Genomic DNA, 17,166 nt, shown 5'->3' on the forward strand with positions numbered 1-17,166 from the left:
GGCCTACCTCCGTCTGCTGCATGTCTTCGGTGCGTAACGGATTATTCGTCCCGAACGATTACCTCAGTCAGTGAATCAGCGTGCATGCGCTTTCGCATTGATGATCTTGAAGTAGGACCGGTGAGGGCATTATGGCCGAGAGCATGGCCCCATCAGAGGCGAAAACCATCGCTGAGCGCCACCTGAGATATCTCGGGTTCGTCCCCACTGCCGGCGGTGGATCGAGCCGCATGAATATTCGGGCGCCAGGGTTGGTTGCGAAGGTGACTGTTCGTGCCGCCCCCGTCAGCCGATCCGAACTGACGAGCTTCTACATGGATCGTGATATCGGTACGGCCGAGGCGCGAGCGTACTTTGCGCTCAACGGCTACGGACCAACGGCTGTCGACTATGCAAGAACGCATCGGATCCAACTGTTCGAGATCGATAGTGCCGGTCGCGTCACTGAGCGCAACGAGGTAGGACTCCGCGCGCCCGATTCGGTGGCGCCTCCGTCGTGGCCTTTGCAGAAGGAGGCCGAGGGTCGTCGTGAGCGGCCGTCCGACCCCCGAGACCAGGCGATAAAGGCCTGGGAGAGTCCTGAGGTGGAACAAGTCAGGAGACTGCTACTTGCGGTCGCTAAGTCTGTCGGTACCGCGCTCTTTGCCCGCTTGAAAAAATTTGCCGAGGCGGTGCCAGAGCGGAGGGCGCGGAAGCCTTCAGCGAATCAACGTGCAAACAGGGGGCTCGTGGCGGTCGGCGCCGTGATGTTCATGGTTGTCGGAGGAAGCGTGTTGGCAGCCGTGAACAGCTCGAACGCCGACCACTCCGTAGATCCGCCGCACATGTCATCCACGACGACTACTAGTGAACTCTCCTCGGCAGCCACGACACAGCAGACAGCGCCAGAGGTGACTCGCACACCGTCGGAGATCGCGTCGTCGAGCGCTGTACCGACGACCACCGTGTTCAGCCCGCCGCCTCCTGAGTACGTGCCGTCGGAGACGACGACGTACGTGCCCGCACCGCGGGTGAACACGCCCGAGTACACCCCACCGCCCTCGACCGAATCGTTCGCCTACTACAAGAATTGCGACGCTGCCCGCGATGCGGGCGCTGCACCGCTCTTGCGCGGTCAGGCTGGTTATAGACCCGAACTCGATCGGGACGACGACGGCGTAGCTTGTGAGTGGGATTGATCGTCCCAGGAATAGCGCGAGCGCCGAGTGCGGCCACCGGCAGCGTCCCGGCGAACGAGCGGTACCTGGAGACGAAGAGACAGCGGATGGGCCGCCTCCTGCCCGCGGCGGAAAGGCAGGCCGCACAGCGATATCGGCGCGCACGGGATCCGTGCCGCCGTCAGCCGTACGCGGCGGGAATCGCAGGAGCGGATGACTGACGGGCGACCGGGTACGGTACGCGACGCCGATACCCCGGCGTTCGGGAAGGATGGGGACATGCGCTCCCCGATACCGGACTACCTGACCGAGGTGCTCGGCACATGCACCGCTGATGTGAGCGGGACCGTCGCCGACTACATCCCGGAGCTGGCCGCTGCCGACCCGGATCGTTTCGCGGTGGCTCTCGTGACGGCGGACGGGACGGTGTATTCGGCGGGTGACACCGAGCATGCCTTCTCGATCCAGTCGATCTCGAAGCCGTTCGTGTACGGCATGGCGCTCGACCGGCTGGGCTTCGATGCGGTCCTCGAGAAGATCGATGTGGAACCGTCGGGGGAGGCGTTCAACGAGATCTCCCTCGAACACGACTCGGGGCGCCCGCTGAATCCGATGATCAACGCGGGCGCGCTCACCGCCCACGCCCTGCTGTCCGACGATGCGTCGCCGCACGCGCGGGGCGAGCAGGTGCGGGCGCTGTTCTCCGACCTGGCCGGCCGCGACCTCGCGATCGACGAGCGCGTCGCCGCCTCCGAGTTGACCACCACGTACCGCAACATCGCGATCGCGAATCTGCTGCGCAGCTACGAGGTGTTCTTCGACGACCCGGAGGATGTGGTCGCCGGGTATGTGCGGCAGTGTTCGGTGTCGGTGACGGTGACCGATCTGGCGATGATGGCGGGCACGCTCGCCAACGGCGGCGTGCAGCCGCGCACGGGTGCCCGGGTGTTCTCCCGGCCCACGGTGCGGCAGGTGCTGTCGGTGATGGCCACGTGCGGGATGTACGACGCGGCCGGCGACTGGCTGACCACCGTCGGCATCCCGGCGAAGAGCGGCGTGTCCGGCGGCATCATCGGGATCCTGCCCGGTCAGCTGGGCATCGCCGTGTTCTCGCCGCGGCTGGACCGGCACGGCAACAGCGCGCGGGGTGTCGTCGCCTTCGAGCGCCTGTCCCACGACATGAATCTGCATTTGATGGACGCCCCGATGGTCGCGCATTCGGTGCTGCGCCGGCGCGAGATCCTCGGCGAGGAGCCGGAGGCGGTCACGGTGCTGGAACTGCAGGGCGACATCCAGTTCACCAACGCGGAAACCGTGGTGCGGGCCGTGGTGGACGAGCCGGTGACCACCCGGCGGGTGGCACTCGACCTGACGTTCGTGCACTCGGTGCTGCCGGTGGGCCGGCGGATGATCCTCGAAGTGCTGCGGCGGCTGCTGCTCGACGGGCACGACGTCACGCTGGTCGACCCGGACGAGCACCTGCCGGACCCCGACGTCGGCGACGGTCGCCGCCCGGACGTCCATCGGTCGGTCGACGACCTGCTCGCGGCGTCGGCGTGACCGCAGGGCGGACACCGCCACCGGTCCGCGTCGTGACCCGTCCCGGCCCGGCGGCCCGTATGCTGCGGTAATGCCGGAGATTCGAGTCCTGGACACCGAAGCCGAGCTGCTGACGGCGGCGAAGCTGTTCCGTACCGCGATGATCGGGATGCCGGCGCCGAATCCGCTCGAGCCGGGACAGATCCTCACCCAGCGCGAACAGGGCCGCACCCTCGGGGCGTTCGTCGACGGGCAGATGGTCGGCACGGTGGAGTCGGCGTCGAGTGGCATGGTGCTGCCCGGCGGCCGGCGGGTTCCGCACGCCGCCGTGACGCACGTCGGCGTGCTGCCCACGCACACGCGGCGGGGTGTGCTCTCGGCGTTGATGCGTCGTCAGCTGAGCGATGCCCAGGACCGGGGTGAGGTGGTGACGTCGCTGCGGGCCTCCGAGGCGACGATCTACGGCCGCTTCGGGTACGGCGTCGCCACGACGACGCACACCGTCGAGCTCGACGTGCGGCGGGCGGTGCTGCGTCCGTCGGTGGGCGAGGGCGAACCGGTGCGGCTCGTCGATCCGCACCACGCGTGGGACCTGCTGTCGCGCATTGCCGACGCCAATCCGTCGTCGCGGCCCGGAAGCATCGACCGCATCCCGCCGTGGTGGCGGTCGCAGGAGCACCGGATCATCGGCGATCGCGAGCCCCGGTACGTCGCGGTACACGGCGAGCCGGGGGCGGAGACGGGCTTTGCCCGGTACCGGCCGATCGGCACCGACATGTGGTTCGGCAGCCGCGATCGGACCGTCGTCGTCGAGGACTTCTTCGCCCCGACCCGCACCGCCTACCTGGGCCTGCTCCGGTTCCTGCTGAACCTCGATCTCGTCGACACGTTCGTCTTCGCCGCGCTCCCGCAGGACGATCCGCTGCCGTGGCTGCTGACGAACTCGCGCGCGGTGCGCCTGCGCAGTGCCGGCGACGAGACGTGGCTGCGCATCGTCGACGTGCCGGCCGCGCTGCGTGCGCGGACCTTCGCCGGCACCGGAGAGGTGCGGCTGGCCGTCCTCGACGAGCGACTCCCGGAGAACACCGGGACCTATCGGATCTCGGCGGCGGGGGCCGAGCGGGTGGACGAGCCGGCGCAGCTCGAGGTGGAGGTGTCCGCTCTTGCCGCGACGCTGCTCGGCGGGACGCGGTGGCATCAGCTGGAGGTCGCCGGCCTGGTGCGGGTGCACGACGAGGAGGCGCTGCCGGTGGTCGAGCAGCTGTTCGCGACGGCATCGGCGCCGTTCGCCGGCGTCATGTTCTGATCCCGCCCGGGCGCAGTGTCGTGGCTCAGCTCGCGTCGCTCTGCGCGCGACGTTTCCGGACACGCTTGACGATGGCGTAGCCGAGGAACAGGACGACGGCGGCGATCACGATGTTCTGGAACACCGACGCGTACGGCTCGACCCGCGACCAGTTCGCGCCCAGCCCGTAGCCGGCGAGGACGAAGATCGTGTTCCAGACGAGGCTGCCGGCGGTGGTGAACAGCACGAATCGCCACGCGGGCATGCGGGTGACGCCGGCGGGGATGGAGATGAGGCTGCGGAACAGCGGGACCATCCGGCCGAAGAACACGGCCTTGCTGCCGTGCCGCTCGAACCAGGCGGTGGTGCGGTCGAGGTCCGCGACGTCGACGAGGGGGAGCCTGTCGACGATCCGGCGGATGCGGTCGGGGCCGACGCCGCGCCCGGCCGCGTAGAGGCCGAGGGCGCCGGCGAGCGAGCCGAGGGTGGTCCAGAACAGCGCCCCGAAGAGGGTGAAGCTGCCCAGGCTCGCGGCGAACCCGGCCAGCGGCAGGATGACCTCGCTGGGCAGCGGCGGGAAGAAGTTCTCCAGCGCGATCGCGATCCCCGCTCCGACGCCGCCGAGCCGGTCCATGAGGGACAGCGCCCAGCCGGCGATGCCGTCGGTGGGGGCGGCGGCGTCGGCCGGGATGGCGGCGAGGAGTGCGACAGTCACCTGATCCACCATAACGACCGATCACGCCGGATCCGGGCCGACGTGAGGGCCGCCACGACCCTCGTGCGGTCAGGAGCCGGCGAGCGCGGCCTGCAGTTTCTGCACCACGGCGGGCGCGGGGTTCTGATTCTGGGCATTGGGGATGTCGCTGTTGACGGCCACGAGGATGATGTCCTGGGTGTTCTTGTCGTAGCCGAAGTAGGTGTTGAAGCCGGGCAGTTCGCCGGTGTGGCTGAGCCAGCCGTCGGCGTCGCCGAGCCCGAGCCCGTACGCCGCGGTCGCGGTGTTCGGCGGCAGCCCGTACAGGAACGACGACATGCGCACGTCCTGGGTCTGCTGGTCGTAGAGCCCCTCACCGGTGCCGATGGCCTTCGCCCAGATCTGCAGGTCGTCGAGGGTGGAGATCATCGCCCCGGCGGCCCATGCCCAGGAGGGATCCCAGTCCGTGGGGTCGGTGGTCTGTCCCTCCGGCTGTCCCTGTTCGGTGATGCCGTCCAGATGAGGGGAGGGGATTTCGTTGGTGTCGGGGAAGGAGGTCTCGCGCATCCCGAGCGGCTCGATGATCTTGTCGGTGATGTAGTCGCGCAGGCTCTGCCCGCTGACCTGCTCGACGACCAGCCCGAGGGCGATGAGGTTCGAGTTCGAGTACTCCCACTTCTCCCCGGGCGGGAAGTTCGGCGGCGCTCCGCGCACGATGTCGAGCAGCTGCTCGGGCGTCCAGGGTTTGGTCGGGTCGCCGAAGAGCTGGTTCTGGAAGTTCTCGTCGAAGGTGTAGCTGGGGATCCCGCTGGTCATGTCGGCGAGCTGGCGCAGGGTCGCGGTGTCGCCGTTGGGCAGGCCCGGCACGTACCTGCCGATGGGGTCGTCGAGGGACAGCTTGCCGTCCTGCATCAGCTGGAGCACCGCGGTGACGGTGAACGTCTTGGTGATGCTGCCGATGCGGGTGTGGTCGGACGCGGTCGGGGGCTCGGTGGAGTCCTGGCCTGCGGTCCCGGAACTGCCGGTCCACTCGTAGTCGGCGGTGATCACCCGCGCGACGACGCCGGGGAACTTGAAGTCGTTGCGCACGTCGTCGAGCGCGGCCTGGAACTTCTCGGCCTGGGCCGAGTCGGGCGCGCGGGTGGTCGTCGTCGCGGAGTCCTCGGTGCCGGTGTCGGAGCCGCAGGCCGCGGCCACCATCACGAAGGCACTCATGGCGAGGATCGAAAGACGGCGCATCGCAGCTCCCAAGGTCGGCAGGATGACAACATCATCGGACCTCAGTGTGAACCCTGCATCGGCGGAACGCGTGCAGTTCGATCATGAAAGCGGCGGCGGACGCTCAGTTCGGTGCGGAGAAGAGGCCGGAGTAGTCGTACGGTCCGTGACGCCGGGTGTCCGCCTCGAGGTCGGCGGTGGTGTCCGGCTCGGCGGGCTTGCCGGGCTGAAGGAAGATCGGGTACTCGTGGTGCTGCATGGTGTCCTGTTCTGTGGAGCGATCGGGGAGGGAAGGGTCAGTGGTCGCCGGGCGCATCGGTGACTGTTCGCATGATCTCGTAGGCGCGGTCCGGATCGGTGTGGGGAGCGACGAGCGTCAGCGCGATCCGCGTGTCGTCCTCGCCGAACAGATACATCAGATTCGCCGGCTGTCCGGGAATCGGACCGGTGATCTCGATGCCGTCGACGTCGTCGATGCGTCGCTGAGCGGAGCTGACCGCATTCCATTCGAACGCGATCCGGGAGACGGACCCGAGCCGCGGGGCGAGCGCCGAGATCAGGTCGTGCAGCTCCGAGGTGATGTTCGAGGTCCAGGGGAACCATGCGCCGTCGACGGACGACTCGGGCGCCCCGGCAGGTCGCAGCAGCAGCCGCGGGGTGCGTGTGGGCTCGGGGAACGGCTGCGTTCCCGCCCGTGCCGGCGCATCCCGGCTGGTGCCGGGATGTGGAGGCGGTGTGTGCGTCACAGGACGCTCCTTGGTCGGCCGCGAATCAGCCGGAAAGATGTTCCAATCGGGGCCCATCGAGCGGGAGGCTCGACGCGAGATGCCCATCGATACCCGAAGCCTACAGGGTGGGGCCGGGAACGGGCGAATGTGCAGCGGGTCGCACACCCGATCGAACCGCGGGGTGCGGGTGCCGGCGGTAATCTCACGGAGTGGACGAGTTGAACGAGAACGGCGAGCCGTTCGAACTCGCGTCGGACGGCCAGGTCGACGTCACCCCGGAGATCGACGAAATCGGCGAGCTGCTACGCAAGTCGGGCCGCAAGAACCTGGTCGCCGACGTCGACGAACCGTGGCGGCACGGGTATCCGTACGACACGAAGATGACACGGCGGCAGTACGAGGCCCGCAAACGCAGGCTGCAGATCGAACTGCTCAAGCTGCAGGCCTGGGTCAAGGAGTACGACGAGAAGATCGTCATCATCTTCGAGGGCCGCGACGCGGCCGGCAAGGGTGGGGCCATCAAGCGGTTCACCGAGCACCTCAATCCCCGCGGCGCGCGGGTGATGGCGCTCGAGAAGCCCACCGAGCGCGAACGCACGCAGTGGTATTTCCAGCGTTACGTCGAGCACCTGCCGGCGGGTGGGGAGATCGTGCTGATGGACCGGTCCTGGTACAACCGGGCCGGCGTCGAACGGGTGATGGGCTACTGCACTCCGAACGAGTATCGCGAATTCACCCGCTCCGCACCGGAATTCGAGCGGATGCTGGTGCAGTCGGGGATCCATCTGGTCAAGTTCTGGTTCTCGGTGGGCCGCGAGGAGCAGCACGCGCGGTTCGTCGCGCGCAGCACCGATCCGGTCAAGCAGTGGAAGCTCTCGCCGACGGACCTCGCGAGCCTCGACAAGTGGGACGCGTACACCGAGGCGAAGGAGGCGATGCTGTTCTACACCGACACCCCGCACGCGCCGTGGACCATCGTCAAGGCGAACGACAAGAAGCGCTCGCGGATCGAGGCCATGAAGTGGGTGCTGCACCGCTTCGACTACACCGGCAAGGATCCGCGGGTGGTTCGCACCCCGGATCCGCTGATCATCGGCTCGCCCGAGACGGTGTACGACGAGGGGGAGCGCCCCTCGGAGTCCTTTCCGACGATGTGATCTGCGCCCGGCGACCGCCCGCGCCGTTTCGGGGTGCGGGAGACCGGGTACTGCGAGAGGGCCGAACCGGCGGACGCCGGCCGACATCGAAAGGACGTCACACCGTGGGAAGTCCGGATGAGCGCGATGAGCGCGAAGAGCCCGTGGAGGCCACCGACCGCCCGGCCCCGGTCACCCGGGAAGACCTGGAGAACCTGGTGGACGACATGGAGAAGCGGGTCGAGTCCGAGCGTGAGGAGGAGGGCGTCGAGGGCAGCGTCTCGGACCGCGAGGAGCAGAAGCCGATCGTGACGGGCGACGAGGCGCCGGACTGACCGGGCCGTGTCGTCACCGACCGGGAGCCGCCGATGCCCGATGCTGTGACCCGTGCCTTCGTCCTGCTGCCGGGGGCCGGCTCGGACTCGTGGTACTGGCACCGGGTGGTGCCGCTGCTGCGCGAGCGTGGGCACGAGGTCGTCCCGGTCGACCTGCCGTACACCGATCCCGGCGCCGACCAGTACACCTACGCCGACGTCGTGGTTTCGGCCGGCCGTGACGTCGCGCGGCCGCCGACCCTGGTGGCGCAGTCGATGTCCGCGTTCACCGCGGCGATCGCCGCCGAGCGGATGCCCGTCGACGGGCTGATCCTGGTGGCCCCGATGATTCCGGCGCCGGGCGAGTCGCCGGGGCAGTGGTGGTCGGCGGTGGGGCAGGCCGAGGCGAAGCGCGCGCAGGACGTCGCCGAGGGGCGCGATCCGGACGCGCCGCTGGATCCGCGCGGGCTGTTCTTCCACGACGTGCCCGCCGACGTGGTCGACGAGGCCTTCGCGCACGAGCAGCCGGGCATGTCGGAGACGGCGTTCGAGCCGGCGTGGCGGGCGCCGCGGTGGCCGGACGTGCCGGTGCGGGTGATCGCGGGCCGTCACGATCGGTTGTTCCCGTTGCCGCTGATCGAGCGCCTCGCTCGCGAGCGGCTGGGCGTGGAGCCCGAGGTGATCGACAGCGGGCACCTGCCCGCCCTCGCCCGCCCGGCGGAACTGGCGTCGCTGCTGCTGCGGGAGTGAGGATCCGCCGCCGGACGCGTTACCGGCTTCCGCTGCGGGACTTGCCGTTCGACGTGGCCGTCTCCTGGCCGCCGGTGAACTGCGCCGCCACCGCGGCGGGCATCGCCTCGTAGCGCAGGTGCATCCGGGCGAACTCGGCGGTGCCCTGGGTGAGCGATCGCAGATCGACCGGGTAGCGGGCGAGTTCGAGCTCGGGGACCTCCGCGCGCAGCAGGGTCCTGCCCGGCTCTGCGCTCTCGGTGCCGAGGACCCGGCCGCGCCGGGCGGACAGGTCGCCGAGGACGGCGCCGAGGTACTCCTCGGGCAGGATCACCCGCACCGCGGCGACAGGTTCGAGCAGCCTGACCTCGGTGTGCGTGGCGGCGTCGCGCAGCGCCAGCCCGGCCGCGGTCTGGAACGCGGCGTCGGAGGAGTCCACCGAGTGCGCCTTGCCGTCGACGAGGGTGACGCGGACGTCGATGAGCGGGTTTCCGGTGGCCACACCCTTGGCGGCCTGCGCACGCACGCCCTTCTCGACGGACGGGAAGAACTGCCTGGGCACGGCGCCGCCGACGACGCGTTCGGCGAATTCGATGCCGCCGCCGATGGGCAGCGGTTCGACCTCGACGTCGCACACCGCGTACTGGCCGTGGCCGCCGGACTGTTTGACGAGGCGGCCGTGGCCCTTTGCGGGGGCCGCGAACGTCTCGCGCAGCGCCACCCGGTACGGGACGGCGTCGACGTTCACGCCGTGGCGGGTGCGCAGCCGGTCGAGGACGACCTCGGCGTGGGCCTCGCCCGTGCACCACAGCACCAGTTGGTGGGTGTCGGGGTTCTGCTCGAGACGCAAGGCGGGGTCCTCGGCGGTCAGCCTGGAGAGGGCCTGCGAGAGCTTGTCGTCGTCGCTGCGGCTGTGGGCCTCGACGGCCACGGGCAGCAGCGGCTCGGGCAGCGGCCAGCGGTCCAGCAGGGTCGATGCCCCCGCTTCGGAGAGGGTGTCGCCGGGCTGGGCGGTGACGAGCTTGGCGATGCACACCAGATCGCCGGCGACGGCCTCGGGCACCGGTCGCTGTTGCCGGCCGAACGGGCTGGTGAGGGTCGCGACGCGCTCGGTGGTGTCGTCGCCGGCGGACCCGGCCAGCCGGATCGTCGTGTCGGGGCGCAGCGTTCCGGAGAACACCCGCACCAGGCTGATGCGCCCGACGTAGGCGTCCCCGGCGACACGGATCACCTGCGCCGTCAACGGCCCCGCGGGATCGGCGGCGGGGGCGGGCGGACGACGGTGGGTGGGGTCGGGGAAGGCCATCGCGACGAGATCGAGCAGTTCGGCGGCGCCGACCCCGTAGTCGGTGGTGGCGAGCGCGGGATGCAGTGCACAGTCGACGATCTCGTGCCGCAGCCCCTCGTCGAGGGACTCGGTGTCGAGGGCCTCGCCGGCGAGGTAGCGCTCCATGAGGGTGTCGTCCTGGCCGGAGATCGCCTCGACGAGGCTCTCGCGCGCGGCGCCGGTGTCCGGCACGGCGGCGGGATGGCCGTAGCCGCGGCCGGTGAGCAGATCGATCGAGCCGCACGGGCGGCCGCCGTCGAAGACCGGCACGTACACGGGGCGCAGGGTGTCCGGCCCGAGGTCGAAGGCGTCGTGACAGGCGGTGAGCATCTCGTCGAAGTCCGTGCGGGCGACGTCGAGCTTGGAGACGACGATGGCGCGCGGGATCGCGGTCTCGGCGCATTCGCGCCACAGGGTGCGCGTGGCGGCGGAGATGGGATCTGTTGCGGAGACGACGAATACGGCCGCGTCGGCGGCGTGCAGTCCCGCGCGGACCTCGGCGTCGAAGTCCGGATGCCCGGGGGTGTCGATGATGTTGATCTTCACGCCGTTCCACTCGAGCGGCAGCACGGCCAGTTGCACCGAGCGGCGGTGCTGCTGCTCGATCGCCTCGTAGTCGGAGACGGTGGTGCCGTCGGCGGTGCGTCCGGCGCGGCCCACGGCACCGGCGGCCAGGGCCAGGGATTCGGCGAGGGTGGTCTTGCCGACCCCGCTGCAACCGACGAGGACGACGTTGCGGAGCTGTGCGGGGCGCTCGACGGCGGGCGCCCGTTCGGTGCGTGCGGCAGAGCGGTCGGGCATCGGCGACTCCTCCCGTGGCCTGTGCCAAGTGTAGGAGGCGGTTCCGCCGCCGTGGCGTCTTTCGGGATCGGCGGCGGTCCGAAAAGACGCCACGGGGGCGATGCTCGAGCTACTCTCAACCTGAACTTGAGGTTTAGGGAGGCCCTCGTGGTTGATGTTCAGCGCCCGGCACTCGTCCGCCTGTTCACGGCCGGGACGGCACTCGCCGCCGTCTCCGTGCTGGGGGCGGGGGTCGCTGTCGCGGCACCCGGCACCGGGTCGAATTCCGGCTCGTCGGTGCCGGCGGCCTTCCAGGAGGACCCCGGCCCCCTGCCGGAGCTGCGGAACATCGCGACACCGGCCATCGTGGGGGAGACCCCGATCTCCGACCGCGCGGTGCGGCTGACCGTCGCGAGCCCCGCCCTGCGCCGCGACGTGGGCGTCGAGGTCCTGCTGCCCGCCGACAACTCGGCCCCGCGCCCCACCCTGTACCTGCTCGACGGGGTCAGCGCCCGCAACCACACCAGCGGCTGGATGAACATCGGCGGCGCGCCCGCCTTCTTCGCCGACAAGAACGTCAACGTCGTCATGCCCAACGGCGGCCGCGGCAGCCTCTACAGCGACTGGCAGCAGTCCGACCCCAAGCTCGGCCTGAACAAGTGGGAAACCTTCCTGACCGAGGAGCTTCCGCCGCTGCTCGCCGCGCGGCTGAACAGCAACGGGGTCAACGCGATCGCCGGGAACTCGATGGGTGGGCAGGCGGCCATGATGCTCGCCCACCGGCACCCCGAGCTCTACCGGGGCGTCGCCGCCTTCAGCGGCTGCTACTCGACGGGCGACCTGCTCGGCAGCGCCGTCGTGCAGACCAGCACCTCGTCGCAGGGCGGCGACGTCGTGAACATGTGGGGCCCGCCCGGCAGCCGGGAGTGGGCCGAGCACGACACCGTCGCGCACGCCGAGAACCTCGCCGGCAAGGAGCTCTACCTGTCCGCCGCGACGGGCGTGCCCGGTCCCCACGAGACGCCCGAGACCCCGGACCTGGCGCGCACCCTCGTCGCCGGCGGCATCCTCGAGGCCGGCTCGCGGATGTGCACCCAGCGGCTCGAGGAACGCCTCGGCGCCCTGAAGATCCCCGTCACCGTCACCTACGAACCCGTCGGCGTGCACGCCTGGGGCTACTGGCGCGACCAGCTGCCCAAGGCGTGGCCGACGCTCCAGCGCGCCCTGGAGACCCGGCCCTGACGCGCCGCGGCGGGGCCGGACCCGCTTCCCGCGGCCCGTCGGGGACGCGTCGTACGCTGCGTGTGAAGCACATCACTCGGCGGAGAAGGAACGATATGAACAACGTGCTCGACCGCACGAAGATCTACATCGGCGGCGAATGGGTGGACTCCGACGGCACCGGCCGGATCGACGTGATCGCCCCGGCCACCGAGGACGTCATCGCCGTCGTCGCCGAAGGCACGGCACAGGACGTGGACCGGGCCGTACGCGCGGCGCGGGCGGCGTTCCCGGCGTGGTCGGCGCTCACCGGCGCCGAACGCGGTGCCCACCTCGGCAAGGTCGCGGCCCTCGTGGCCGAGCGCATCGACGATCTCGCCGCGCTGGTCTCCCGCGACATGGGCATGCCGGTGACGCTGGCCAAGCCGGTCCAGATCGGCATGCCGCTGAAGAACATCACCCGCTACGCCGAACTCGCCGCGACCTACGACTTCGACGCCGGCGAGGTGGGCAACGCCCTGATTGTGCGCGAGCCCATCGGTGTCGTCGGCGCCATCACGCCGTGGAACTACCCGCTGCACCAGGTGGTCCTGAAGGTGTTCGCCGCCCTCGCGGGTGGCTGCACCGTCGTGCTCAAGCCGACCGAGGTGGCGCCCCTGATCACCTACGCGCTCGTCGACATCTGCGACGAGGCGGGCCTGCCGCCCGGCGTGTTCAACCTCGTCAGCGGGTACGGGCCGGTGGTGGGGGAGGCCATCGCCGCGCATCCCGGCGTGGACATGGTCTCGTTCACCGGCTCCACCCGCGCCGGCAAGCGCGTCGCCGTCGTCGCCGCGGAGACGGTGAAGAAGGTGGCCCTCGAACTCGGCGGCAAGTCCGCCAACGTCATCCTCGACGACGCCGACCTGACCCGGGCCGTCACCGACGGCGTGGCCCAGTGCTTCCTGAACTCCGGGCAGACCTGTTCGGCACTGACCCGCATGCTCGTCCCCGCCGAGCGCATGAACGAGGTGGCCGCCCTCGCCGAGCAGGTCGCGCGGGCCTACACCGTCGGCGATCCCGCCGCGGCCACCACCCGGCTCGGCCCCCTGGTCAACGCCAACCAGTTCAAGCGCGTGCGGTCCTACATCGACCAGGGCATCGAGGAGGGCGCCGAACTGGTCCTCGACGGCCGCGAAACCGGCCTCGGCACCGGCTATTTCGTCGGGCCGACCGTGTTCGCGAACGTGACCGAGGACATGACGATCGCGCGCGAGGAGATCTTCGGTCCGGTCCTGTCGATCATCGGATACCGCGACGAGGACGACGCCGTGCGCATCGCCAACGACAGCGACTACGGGCTCTCCGGCGGGGTCTGGTCTGCCGATCGCGCCCGGGCCGAGCGGGTCGCGCGACAGCTGCGCACCGGGCAGGTCTCCATCAACGGGGGCGCCTTCAACACCGACGCACCGTTCGGCGGTTACAAGCACTCCGGCGTCGGGCGCGAAGCCGGCGTCTTCGGTCTCGAAGAGTTCCTGGAGGTCAAGGCACTCCTGCGGTGACCGTATGGGGTACGTCACGTTCGGGTGCCGCAGAACGATAGACGGGAAAACGGCATCGGTTTCCCCGACAGGGAAAGCGCGGAGGGAGCGGACGATGTACATCATGCCGCCGGACCCGAGTGGCGGGTCCGCGGGCAACCTGGACGTTCCCCCGCGTGGCCTGCGTGAGGTCATGGAAGGCCAGCTCCCGGACCTCGCGGCCTGCGCGCGGCTGCTGTCCGTCGGTTCCGAGCGCGCGGCCGCGGTCTTCGACCGGGCGCTGGCGCGTGCGGTCGCGACGTGGCGGGGCCCGATCGGTCCCGAACTGTGCGCGTACGCCGTGTCGTGGTTCGTGTACCTGTTGCACGCCGAGACGCCCGCGCATCGGCGTGCGGAAGGCTGCGGCGACGACGCCGTCCTGTTCTCGACGTTGCCGCCGGTCGAGCAGATCGCCCTCGTGCTCGGTGAGTTCGAGGAGCTGCCGCCGGCGGGCATCGCCGCCGTCGCCGGCCGCGCGTTCGCCGAGTTCGAGCTGGAGACGCCGCAGCCGGCCTGGGTGCGGGACGGCCTCCTGCACGCGAGGCGCTGACCGCCGTACCTGCGTTCGGGCGGCCACGGCTCTTCGGGTGGCAACGACGACGCGGCCCCCGCACCGATCCGGTGCGGGGGCCGCGCGAAGTCGTCGGGTCTAGGAGGACAGGCGGGTGCGTCCGAGGCGGAGCAGCGTCATCGCCAGGGTCTTGCCGTCGGCGCCGAGCTCGGCGAAACGGTCGAGGACCCGCATCTCGTGGTTCTGGGCCTGCCGCGCGGTCCCGGACTCCTTCGCAGCGATGCCCGCCCGGCGCGACAGCTCGCTGCGGCGCTCGATCGCCTCGAGGATCTGCGCATCGAGCGTCCCGATCTCGTCGAACAGTCGACCGAGGTCTTCCTGGGCCGAAACCACCTCGCGGGCGGACTCGAAGCCAGGCGAATCAAGCTGGACAGTCATGCAGATTCCTCCGGTCTCGTCTGGATCGTCGATGATTGTGTCGTTCCCGTCGGCGCCAGTGTTACTCATCCGTAGACAAGATTTTCGTGTCCCGCGTCCGGCGGCCGGCCAACACGAGTTGAACACCTTTTGAACTGGGCTTTATGTCCGTCCCGTGGCATTTGTGGCAATGGTCACACCGTCGAGTATCCGCCTCGTCGGGCCCCTCGGACGTAGGGTCGAAGGTCCCTTCTCCGCCGTGGACGCCCGCCCCGGCGCGTGTCGTGAACCACAATCCGCAGGCCCTGCGGTAGCGTTCCCCACCTACCGGCAACCGGTCGGGGCGGTGGGATCCCCGGCGCTTCCGGAAGGGGAACTCAGTGGGACGGGTGTTTTGTGCACGGCACCGATGAAGACGAGTCCGACGCCGTGCCGCTGATCCGCCCGGAGGAATGGCCGCCCCCGAAGTTCAGCGCCCGGGTCGCCGCCGCGATCGCCCTCGCCGGCGTCGTGATCCTCGTCTCGCTCTGGCGGGCCTGGGATGCCGGGCAGGCGGGAGCCTGGGCGGTGACCCGGTTCTTCCTCATCCTGTCCGGCCTGATGGCCCTCACGGCGCTCTTCGGATACGTGTACTGGCGTCCGCGCCGCGGCGACCCCGAGATCCGGTTCGTGGAGTCCCGGGGCCGCGGGGCCACCGAGATCCGCGCTTCCGGCGCCGTCTTCCACCTGATGGGGGCGATGACGACGAGCGCGGCGTTGCTCTCCCTCGGCGCGGCCGTCGAGATAGTCCTGTTCGACGACGGCGTCCCGTGGGTGAGTGTGCTGCTCGCCGCCTTCGGGCTGCCCTGCGCGGCGTTCGTCGCGGAGGTGCTGCGCGGGGGGATCCGCCGAGGGGCGCTGCTGCTGACCCCGGACGGGATCCGGCAACGCGGCTGGACCATCGAGTCGTACCTGCCGTGGGTCTCGGTGGCCGGGGTGCACGCCGTCCATCACGGATTCCCCGAGATCTGGGTGCTGGGCACGCCGGCCGCCGCCTGGGCGCGACGACGGACCAGCCGGCTGTTCCGCCTGGACCGGTTGCCCCGCGAACCGGTGATCGAGGTCGACTCCCGCAAGTTCGACGGCGACCCGGTGCTGCTGTATCGGATGCTCGACTTCTACGCGAGAAATCCGCAGGCCCGGGCGGAGCTCGGGTCGGCCGCGGCGGCCGAGCGCGTGCACCGGGGCGACCTGAGCGACCCGGCCTGACGGCTGCCCGTCTTGCGCCGCAGTGCCACCCGACTGTGTTGCGGCTCACTGCTCCGGTAGCATCGAGGGCAATAAATGGCACTCGGTGCCGTTCCTGCGAGAGATGGGACGTGAGATGAGCACTCCGGAACGGATCGTCGTCGTCGACGGTGCGCGTACCCCGGTCGGCAGCTTCGGCGGCGCGTTCAAGGACGTACCGGCCCACGAACTCGGCGCGACCGCCGCGAAGGCGGCCCTGCAGCGCGCCGGCGTGGCGGCGGAGGACATCGACGAGGTCGTCATGGGCTGCATCGGGCAGGTCGGCCCGGATGCCTACAACGCGCGTCGCGTCGCGCTGGCGGCCGGGCTGCCGGTCTCGGTGCCGGCCTACACCGTCAACCGGCTGTGCGGCTCGGGCCTGCAGGCGATCTGGTCGGCGGCGATGCAGATGCGCTGGGGCGGGGTGGATCTGGCCCTGGCCGGCGGCGACGAGAACATGTCCCGCATGCCGTTCTACGACTTCGGCGCCCGCTCCGGCTACAAGCTGGGCGACCGCACCCTCGTCGACGGCACCGTCGGCATGCTCACCGACCCGTTCCACGGCATCCACATGGGTGTCACGGCCGAGAACGTCGCCCGCGAGTACGGCATCAGCCGCGAGGCGCAGGACGAGTTCGCCGTCGAATCGCAGCGCCGCGCGGCCACCGCCGCCGCCCGCGCCGCGTTCGCCGAGGAGATCACCCCCGTCGAGATCGGCGGCCGCACGCCCACCGTCGTCACCACCGACGAGCACCCCAAGCCCGACACCACCGTCGAGACCCTCGCGAAGCTGCGCCCGGCGTTCGCCGCCGGCGGCACGGTCACCGCCGGCAACGCCTCGGGCATCAACGACGGCGCCGGCGTCGTCGTCCTCGCCCGCGAGTCCGTCGCGCAGGAACGGGACCTGGGTGGGCTCGCGGTGATCGAGTCCGTCGCCACCGCCGCGCTCGAGCCGGAGCTGATGGGCTACGCGCCGGTCCTCGCCCTGCAGAAGCTGTTCGAGCAGACCGGCACCACCCCGGCCGACATCGACACCGTCGAGCTGAACGAGGCGTTCGCCTCGCAGGCCGTCGCCGTGATCCGCGACGCCAAGCTCGACCCGGCCAAGACCAACCCGTACGGCGGGGCGATCGCCCTCGGTCACGCGGTCGGCGCGACCGGCGGCATCCTGACCCTGCGGGTGGCCAAGGACCTCGTGCGCCGCGACCTCGAACTCGGCATCGTCACCATGTGCATCGGCGGCGGCCAGGCCCTGGCCGCCCTGCTGCGCCGGGTGCGCTGAGCC

At 70.3% G+C, this 17,166-nt stretch carries 17 protein-coding genes; 11 read left to right on the forward strand and 6 right to left on the reverse strand.

Translation table 11 applies throughout. The features are described from left to right. The first annotated feature begins 131 nt into the window (after nucleotides 1-131). The 3 genes from ISO16_RS28870 (at nucleotide 132) to ISO16_RS27190 (ending at nucleotide 4,002) form a co-directional block, all read left to right on the forward strand. Nucleotides 132-1,178: an excalibur calcium-binding domain-containing protein gene (locus ISO16_RS28870; RefSeq protein ID WP_083662470.1), complete on the forward strand. Its 1,047-nt coding sequence runs from the start codon at nucleotides 132-134 to the stop codon at nucleotides 1,176-1,178. A 258-nt stretch (nucleotides 1,179-1,436) separates the two neighbouring features. After that, nucleotides 1,437-2,717 carry a glutaminase gene (locus ISO16_RS27185; protein ID WP_072634919.1) on the forward strand — a complete coding sequence of 427 codons (1,281 nt, stop codon included), beginning with the start codon at nucleotides 1,437-1,439 and terminating at the stop codon, nucleotides 2,715-2,717. 70 nt (nucleotides 2,718-2,787) lie between these two features. Further along, the gene (locus ISO16_RS27190) at nucleotides 2,788-4,002 is read left to right on the forward strand and encodes a GNAT family N-acetyltransferase (RefSeq protein ID WP_072634920.1); all 1,215 of its coding nucleotides are present in this window, start codon (nucleotides 2,788-2,790) and stop codon (nucleotides 4,000-4,002) included. Between the two features lie 25 nt (nucleotides 4,003-4,027). Here the strand turns inward: ISO16_RS27190 and ISO16_RS27195 are convergent, their stop codons facing one another. From ISO16_RS27195 to ISO16_RS27205, 4 genes are all read right to left on the reverse strand, one after another. Continuing rightward, nucleotides 4,028-4,708: a DedA family protein gene (locus ISO16_RS27195; RefSeq protein WP_072634921.1), complete on the reverse strand. Its 681-nt coding sequence runs from the start codon at nucleotides 4,706-4,708 to the stop codon at nucleotides 4,028-4,030. A 57-nt stretch (nucleotides 4,709-4,765) separates the two neighbouring features. Beyond that, on the reverse strand, nucleotides 4,766-5,914 hold the full coding sequence (locus tag ISO16_RS27200) for a serine hydrolase domain-containing protein (protein ID WP_072634922.1): 1,149 nt from the start codon (nucleotides 5,912-5,914) through the stop codon (nucleotides 4,766-4,768). 103 nt (nucleotides 5,915-6,017) lie between these two features. Beyond that, nucleotides 6,018-6,152, reverse strand: a complete 135-nt coding sequence (locus ISO16_RS28975) for a hypothetical protein (protein ID WP_006939481.1) — start codon at nucleotides 6,150-6,152, stop codon at nucleotides 6,018-6,020. A 37-nt stretch (nucleotides 6,153-6,189) separates the two neighbouring features. After that, nucleotides 6,190-6,639: a DUF5994 family protein gene (locus tag ISO16_RS27205; protein ID WP_072634923.1), complete on the reverse strand. Its 450-nt coding sequence runs from the start codon at nucleotides 6,637-6,639 to the stop codon at nucleotides 6,190-6,192. A 191-nt stretch (nucleotides 6,640-6,830) separates the two neighbouring features. Between ISO16_RS27205 and ppk2 the strand changes: the two genes are divergently transcribed. The 3 genes from ppk2 (at nucleotide 6,831) to ISO16_RS27220 (ending at nucleotide 8,821) form a co-directional block, all read left to right on the forward strand. Then, nucleotides 6,831-7,778: a polyphosphate kinase 2 gene (gene ppk2, locus ISO16_RS27210; protein ID WP_072634924.1), complete on the forward strand. Its 948-nt coding sequence runs from the start codon at nucleotides 6,831-6,833 to the stop codon at nucleotides 7,776-7,778. A 104-nt stretch (nucleotides 7,779-7,882) separates the two neighbouring features. Beyond that, nucleotides 7,883-8,092 (forward strand): hypothetical protein, encoded by a 210-nt coding sequence (locus ISO16_RS27215; RefSeq protein WP_044476108.1) that lies wholly within the window; start codon nucleotides 7,883-7,885, stop codon nucleotides 8,090-8,092. A gap of 33 nt (nucleotides 8,093-8,125) precedes the next feature. Continuing rightward, entirely contained in the window at nucleotides 8,126-8,821 is a 696-nt protein-coding gene (locus ISO16_RS27220) for an alpha/beta fold hydrolase (protein ID WP_072634925.1), read from the forward strand. Nucleotides 8,822-8,840: 19 nt separating this feature from the next. Here ISO16_RS27220 and ISO16_RS27225 read toward each other — a convergent pair whose 3' ends face one another. After that, nucleotides 8,841-10,928, reverse strand: a complete 2,088-nt coding sequence (locus ISO16_RS27225) for an elongation factor G-like protein EF-G2 (protein ID WP_072634926.1) — start codon at nucleotides 10,926-10,928, stop codon at nucleotides 8,841-8,843. Nucleotides 10,929-11,075: 147 nt separating this feature from the next. Between ISO16_RS27225 and ISO16_RS27230 the strand changes: the two genes are divergently transcribed. The 3 genes from ISO16_RS27230 to ISO16_RS27240 all read left to right on the forward strand — a co-directional run bounded on the left by ISO16_RS27230 (nucleotide 11,076) and on the right by ISO16_RS27240 (nucleotide 14,237). Further along, nucleotides 11,076-12,149, forward strand: coding sequence for an alpha/beta hydrolase (locus ISO16_RS27230; RefSeq protein ID WP_072634927.1), 1,074 nt, complete (start codon nucleotides 11,076-11,078; stop codon nucleotides 12,147-12,149). A gap of 95 nt (nucleotides 12,150-12,244) precedes the next feature. Beyond that, entirely contained in the window at nucleotides 12,245-13,669 is a 1,425-nt protein-coding gene (locus ISO16_RS27235; protein WP_072634928.1) for an aldehyde dehydrogenase family protein, read from the forward strand. Between the two features lie 94 nt (nucleotides 13,670-13,763). After that, the gene (locus ISO16_RS27240) at nucleotides 13,764-14,237 is read left to right on the forward strand and encodes a hypothetical protein (protein WP_072634929.1); all 474 of its coding nucleotides are present in this window, start codon (nucleotides 13,764-13,766) and stop codon (nucleotides 14,235-14,237) included. A 99-nt stretch (nucleotides 14,238-14,336) separates the two neighbouring features. Here ISO16_RS27240 and ISO16_RS27245 read toward each other — a convergent pair whose 3' ends face one another. Then, nucleotides 14,337-14,636 carry a chorismate mutase gene (locus ISO16_RS27245; protein WP_006939464.1) on the reverse strand — a complete coding sequence of 100 codons (300 nt, stop codon included), beginning with the start codon at nucleotides 14,634-14,636 and terminating at the stop codon, nucleotides 14,337-14,339. A 375-nt stretch (nucleotides 14,637-15,011) separates the two neighbouring features. On the opposite strand from ISO16_RS27245, the gene ISO16_RS27250 reads away from it, so the two are divergent. Further along, on the forward strand, nucleotides 15,012-15,863 hold the full coding sequence (locus tag ISO16_RS27250; RefSeq protein ID WP_006939462.1) for a hypothetical protein: 852 nt from the start codon (nucleotides 15,012-15,014) through the stop codon (nucleotides 15,861-15,863). 115 nt (nucleotides 15,864-15,978) lie between these two features. Next, nucleotides 15,979-17,163, forward strand: a complete 1,185-nt coding sequence (locus tag ISO16_RS27255; RefSeq protein ID WP_072634975.1) for a thiolase family protein — start codon at nucleotides 15,979-15,981, stop codon at nucleotides 17,161-17,163. Nucleotides 17,164-17,166 lie beyond the last annotated feature (3 nt).

Origin of the sequence: Rhodococcus sp. M8 (assembly GCF_015654185.1) — a bacterium.
Classification (GTDB): Bacteria; Actinomycetota; Actinomycetes; order Mycobacteriales; family Mycobacteriaceae; genus Rhodococcus; species Rhodococcus aetherivorans.

What these genes read in the sequence shown, in the direction of transcription:
- ISO16_RS28870 (WP_083662470.1), top strand. Translation starts at nt 132, where the DNA reads ATGGCCGAGAGCATGGCCCCATCAGAGGCGAAAACCATCGCTGAGCGC.
- ISO16_RS27185 (WP_072634919.1), top strand. Translation starts at nt 1,437, where the DNA reads ATGCGCTCCCCGATACCGGACTACCTGACCGAGGTGCTCGGCACATGC.
- ISO16_RS27190 (WP_072634920.1), top strand. Translation starts at nt 2,788, where the DNA reads ATGCCGGAGATTCGAGTCCTGGACACCGAAGCCGAGCTGCTGACGGCG.
- ISO16_RS27195 (WP_072634921.1), bottom strand. Translation starts at nt 4,708, where the DNA reads ATGGTGGATCAGGTGACTGTCGCACTCCTCGCCGCCATCCCGGCCGAC.
- ISO16_RS27200 (WP_072634922.1), bottom strand. Translation starts at nt 5,914, where the DNA reads ATGCGCCGTCTTTCGATCCTCGCCATGAGTGCCTTCGTGATGGTGGCC.
- ISO16_RS28975 (WP_006939481.1), bottom strand. Translation starts at nt 6,152, where the DNA reads ATGCAGCACCACGAGTACCCGATCTTCCTTCAGCCCGGCAAGCCCGCC.
- ISO16_RS27220 (WP_072634925.1), top strand. Translation starts at nt 8,126, where the DNA reads ATGCCCGATGCTGTGACCCGTGCCTTCGTCCTGCTGCCGGGGGCCGGC.
- ISO16_RS27225 (WP_072634926.1), bottom strand. Translation starts at nt 10,928, where the DNA reads ATGCCCGACCGCTCTGCCGCACGCACCGAACGGGCGCCCGCCGTCGAG.
- ISO16_RS27235 (WP_072634928.1), top strand. Translation starts at nt 12,245, where the DNA reads ATGAACAACGTGCTCGACCGCACGAAGATCTACATCGGCGGCGAATGG.
- ISO16_RS27240 (WP_072634929.1), top strand. Translation starts at nt 13,764, where the DNA reads ATGTACATCATGCCGCCGGACCCGAGTGGCGGGTCCGCGGGCAACCTG.
- ISO16_RS27245 (WP_006939464.1), bottom strand. Translation starts at nt 14,636, where the DNA reads ATGACTGTCCAGCTTGATTCGCCTGGCTTCGAGTCCGCCCGCGAGGTG.
- ISO16_RS27255 (WP_072634975.1), top strand. Translation starts at nt 15,979, where the DNA reads ATGAGCACTCCGGAACGGATCGTCGTCGTCGACGGTGCGCGTACCCCG.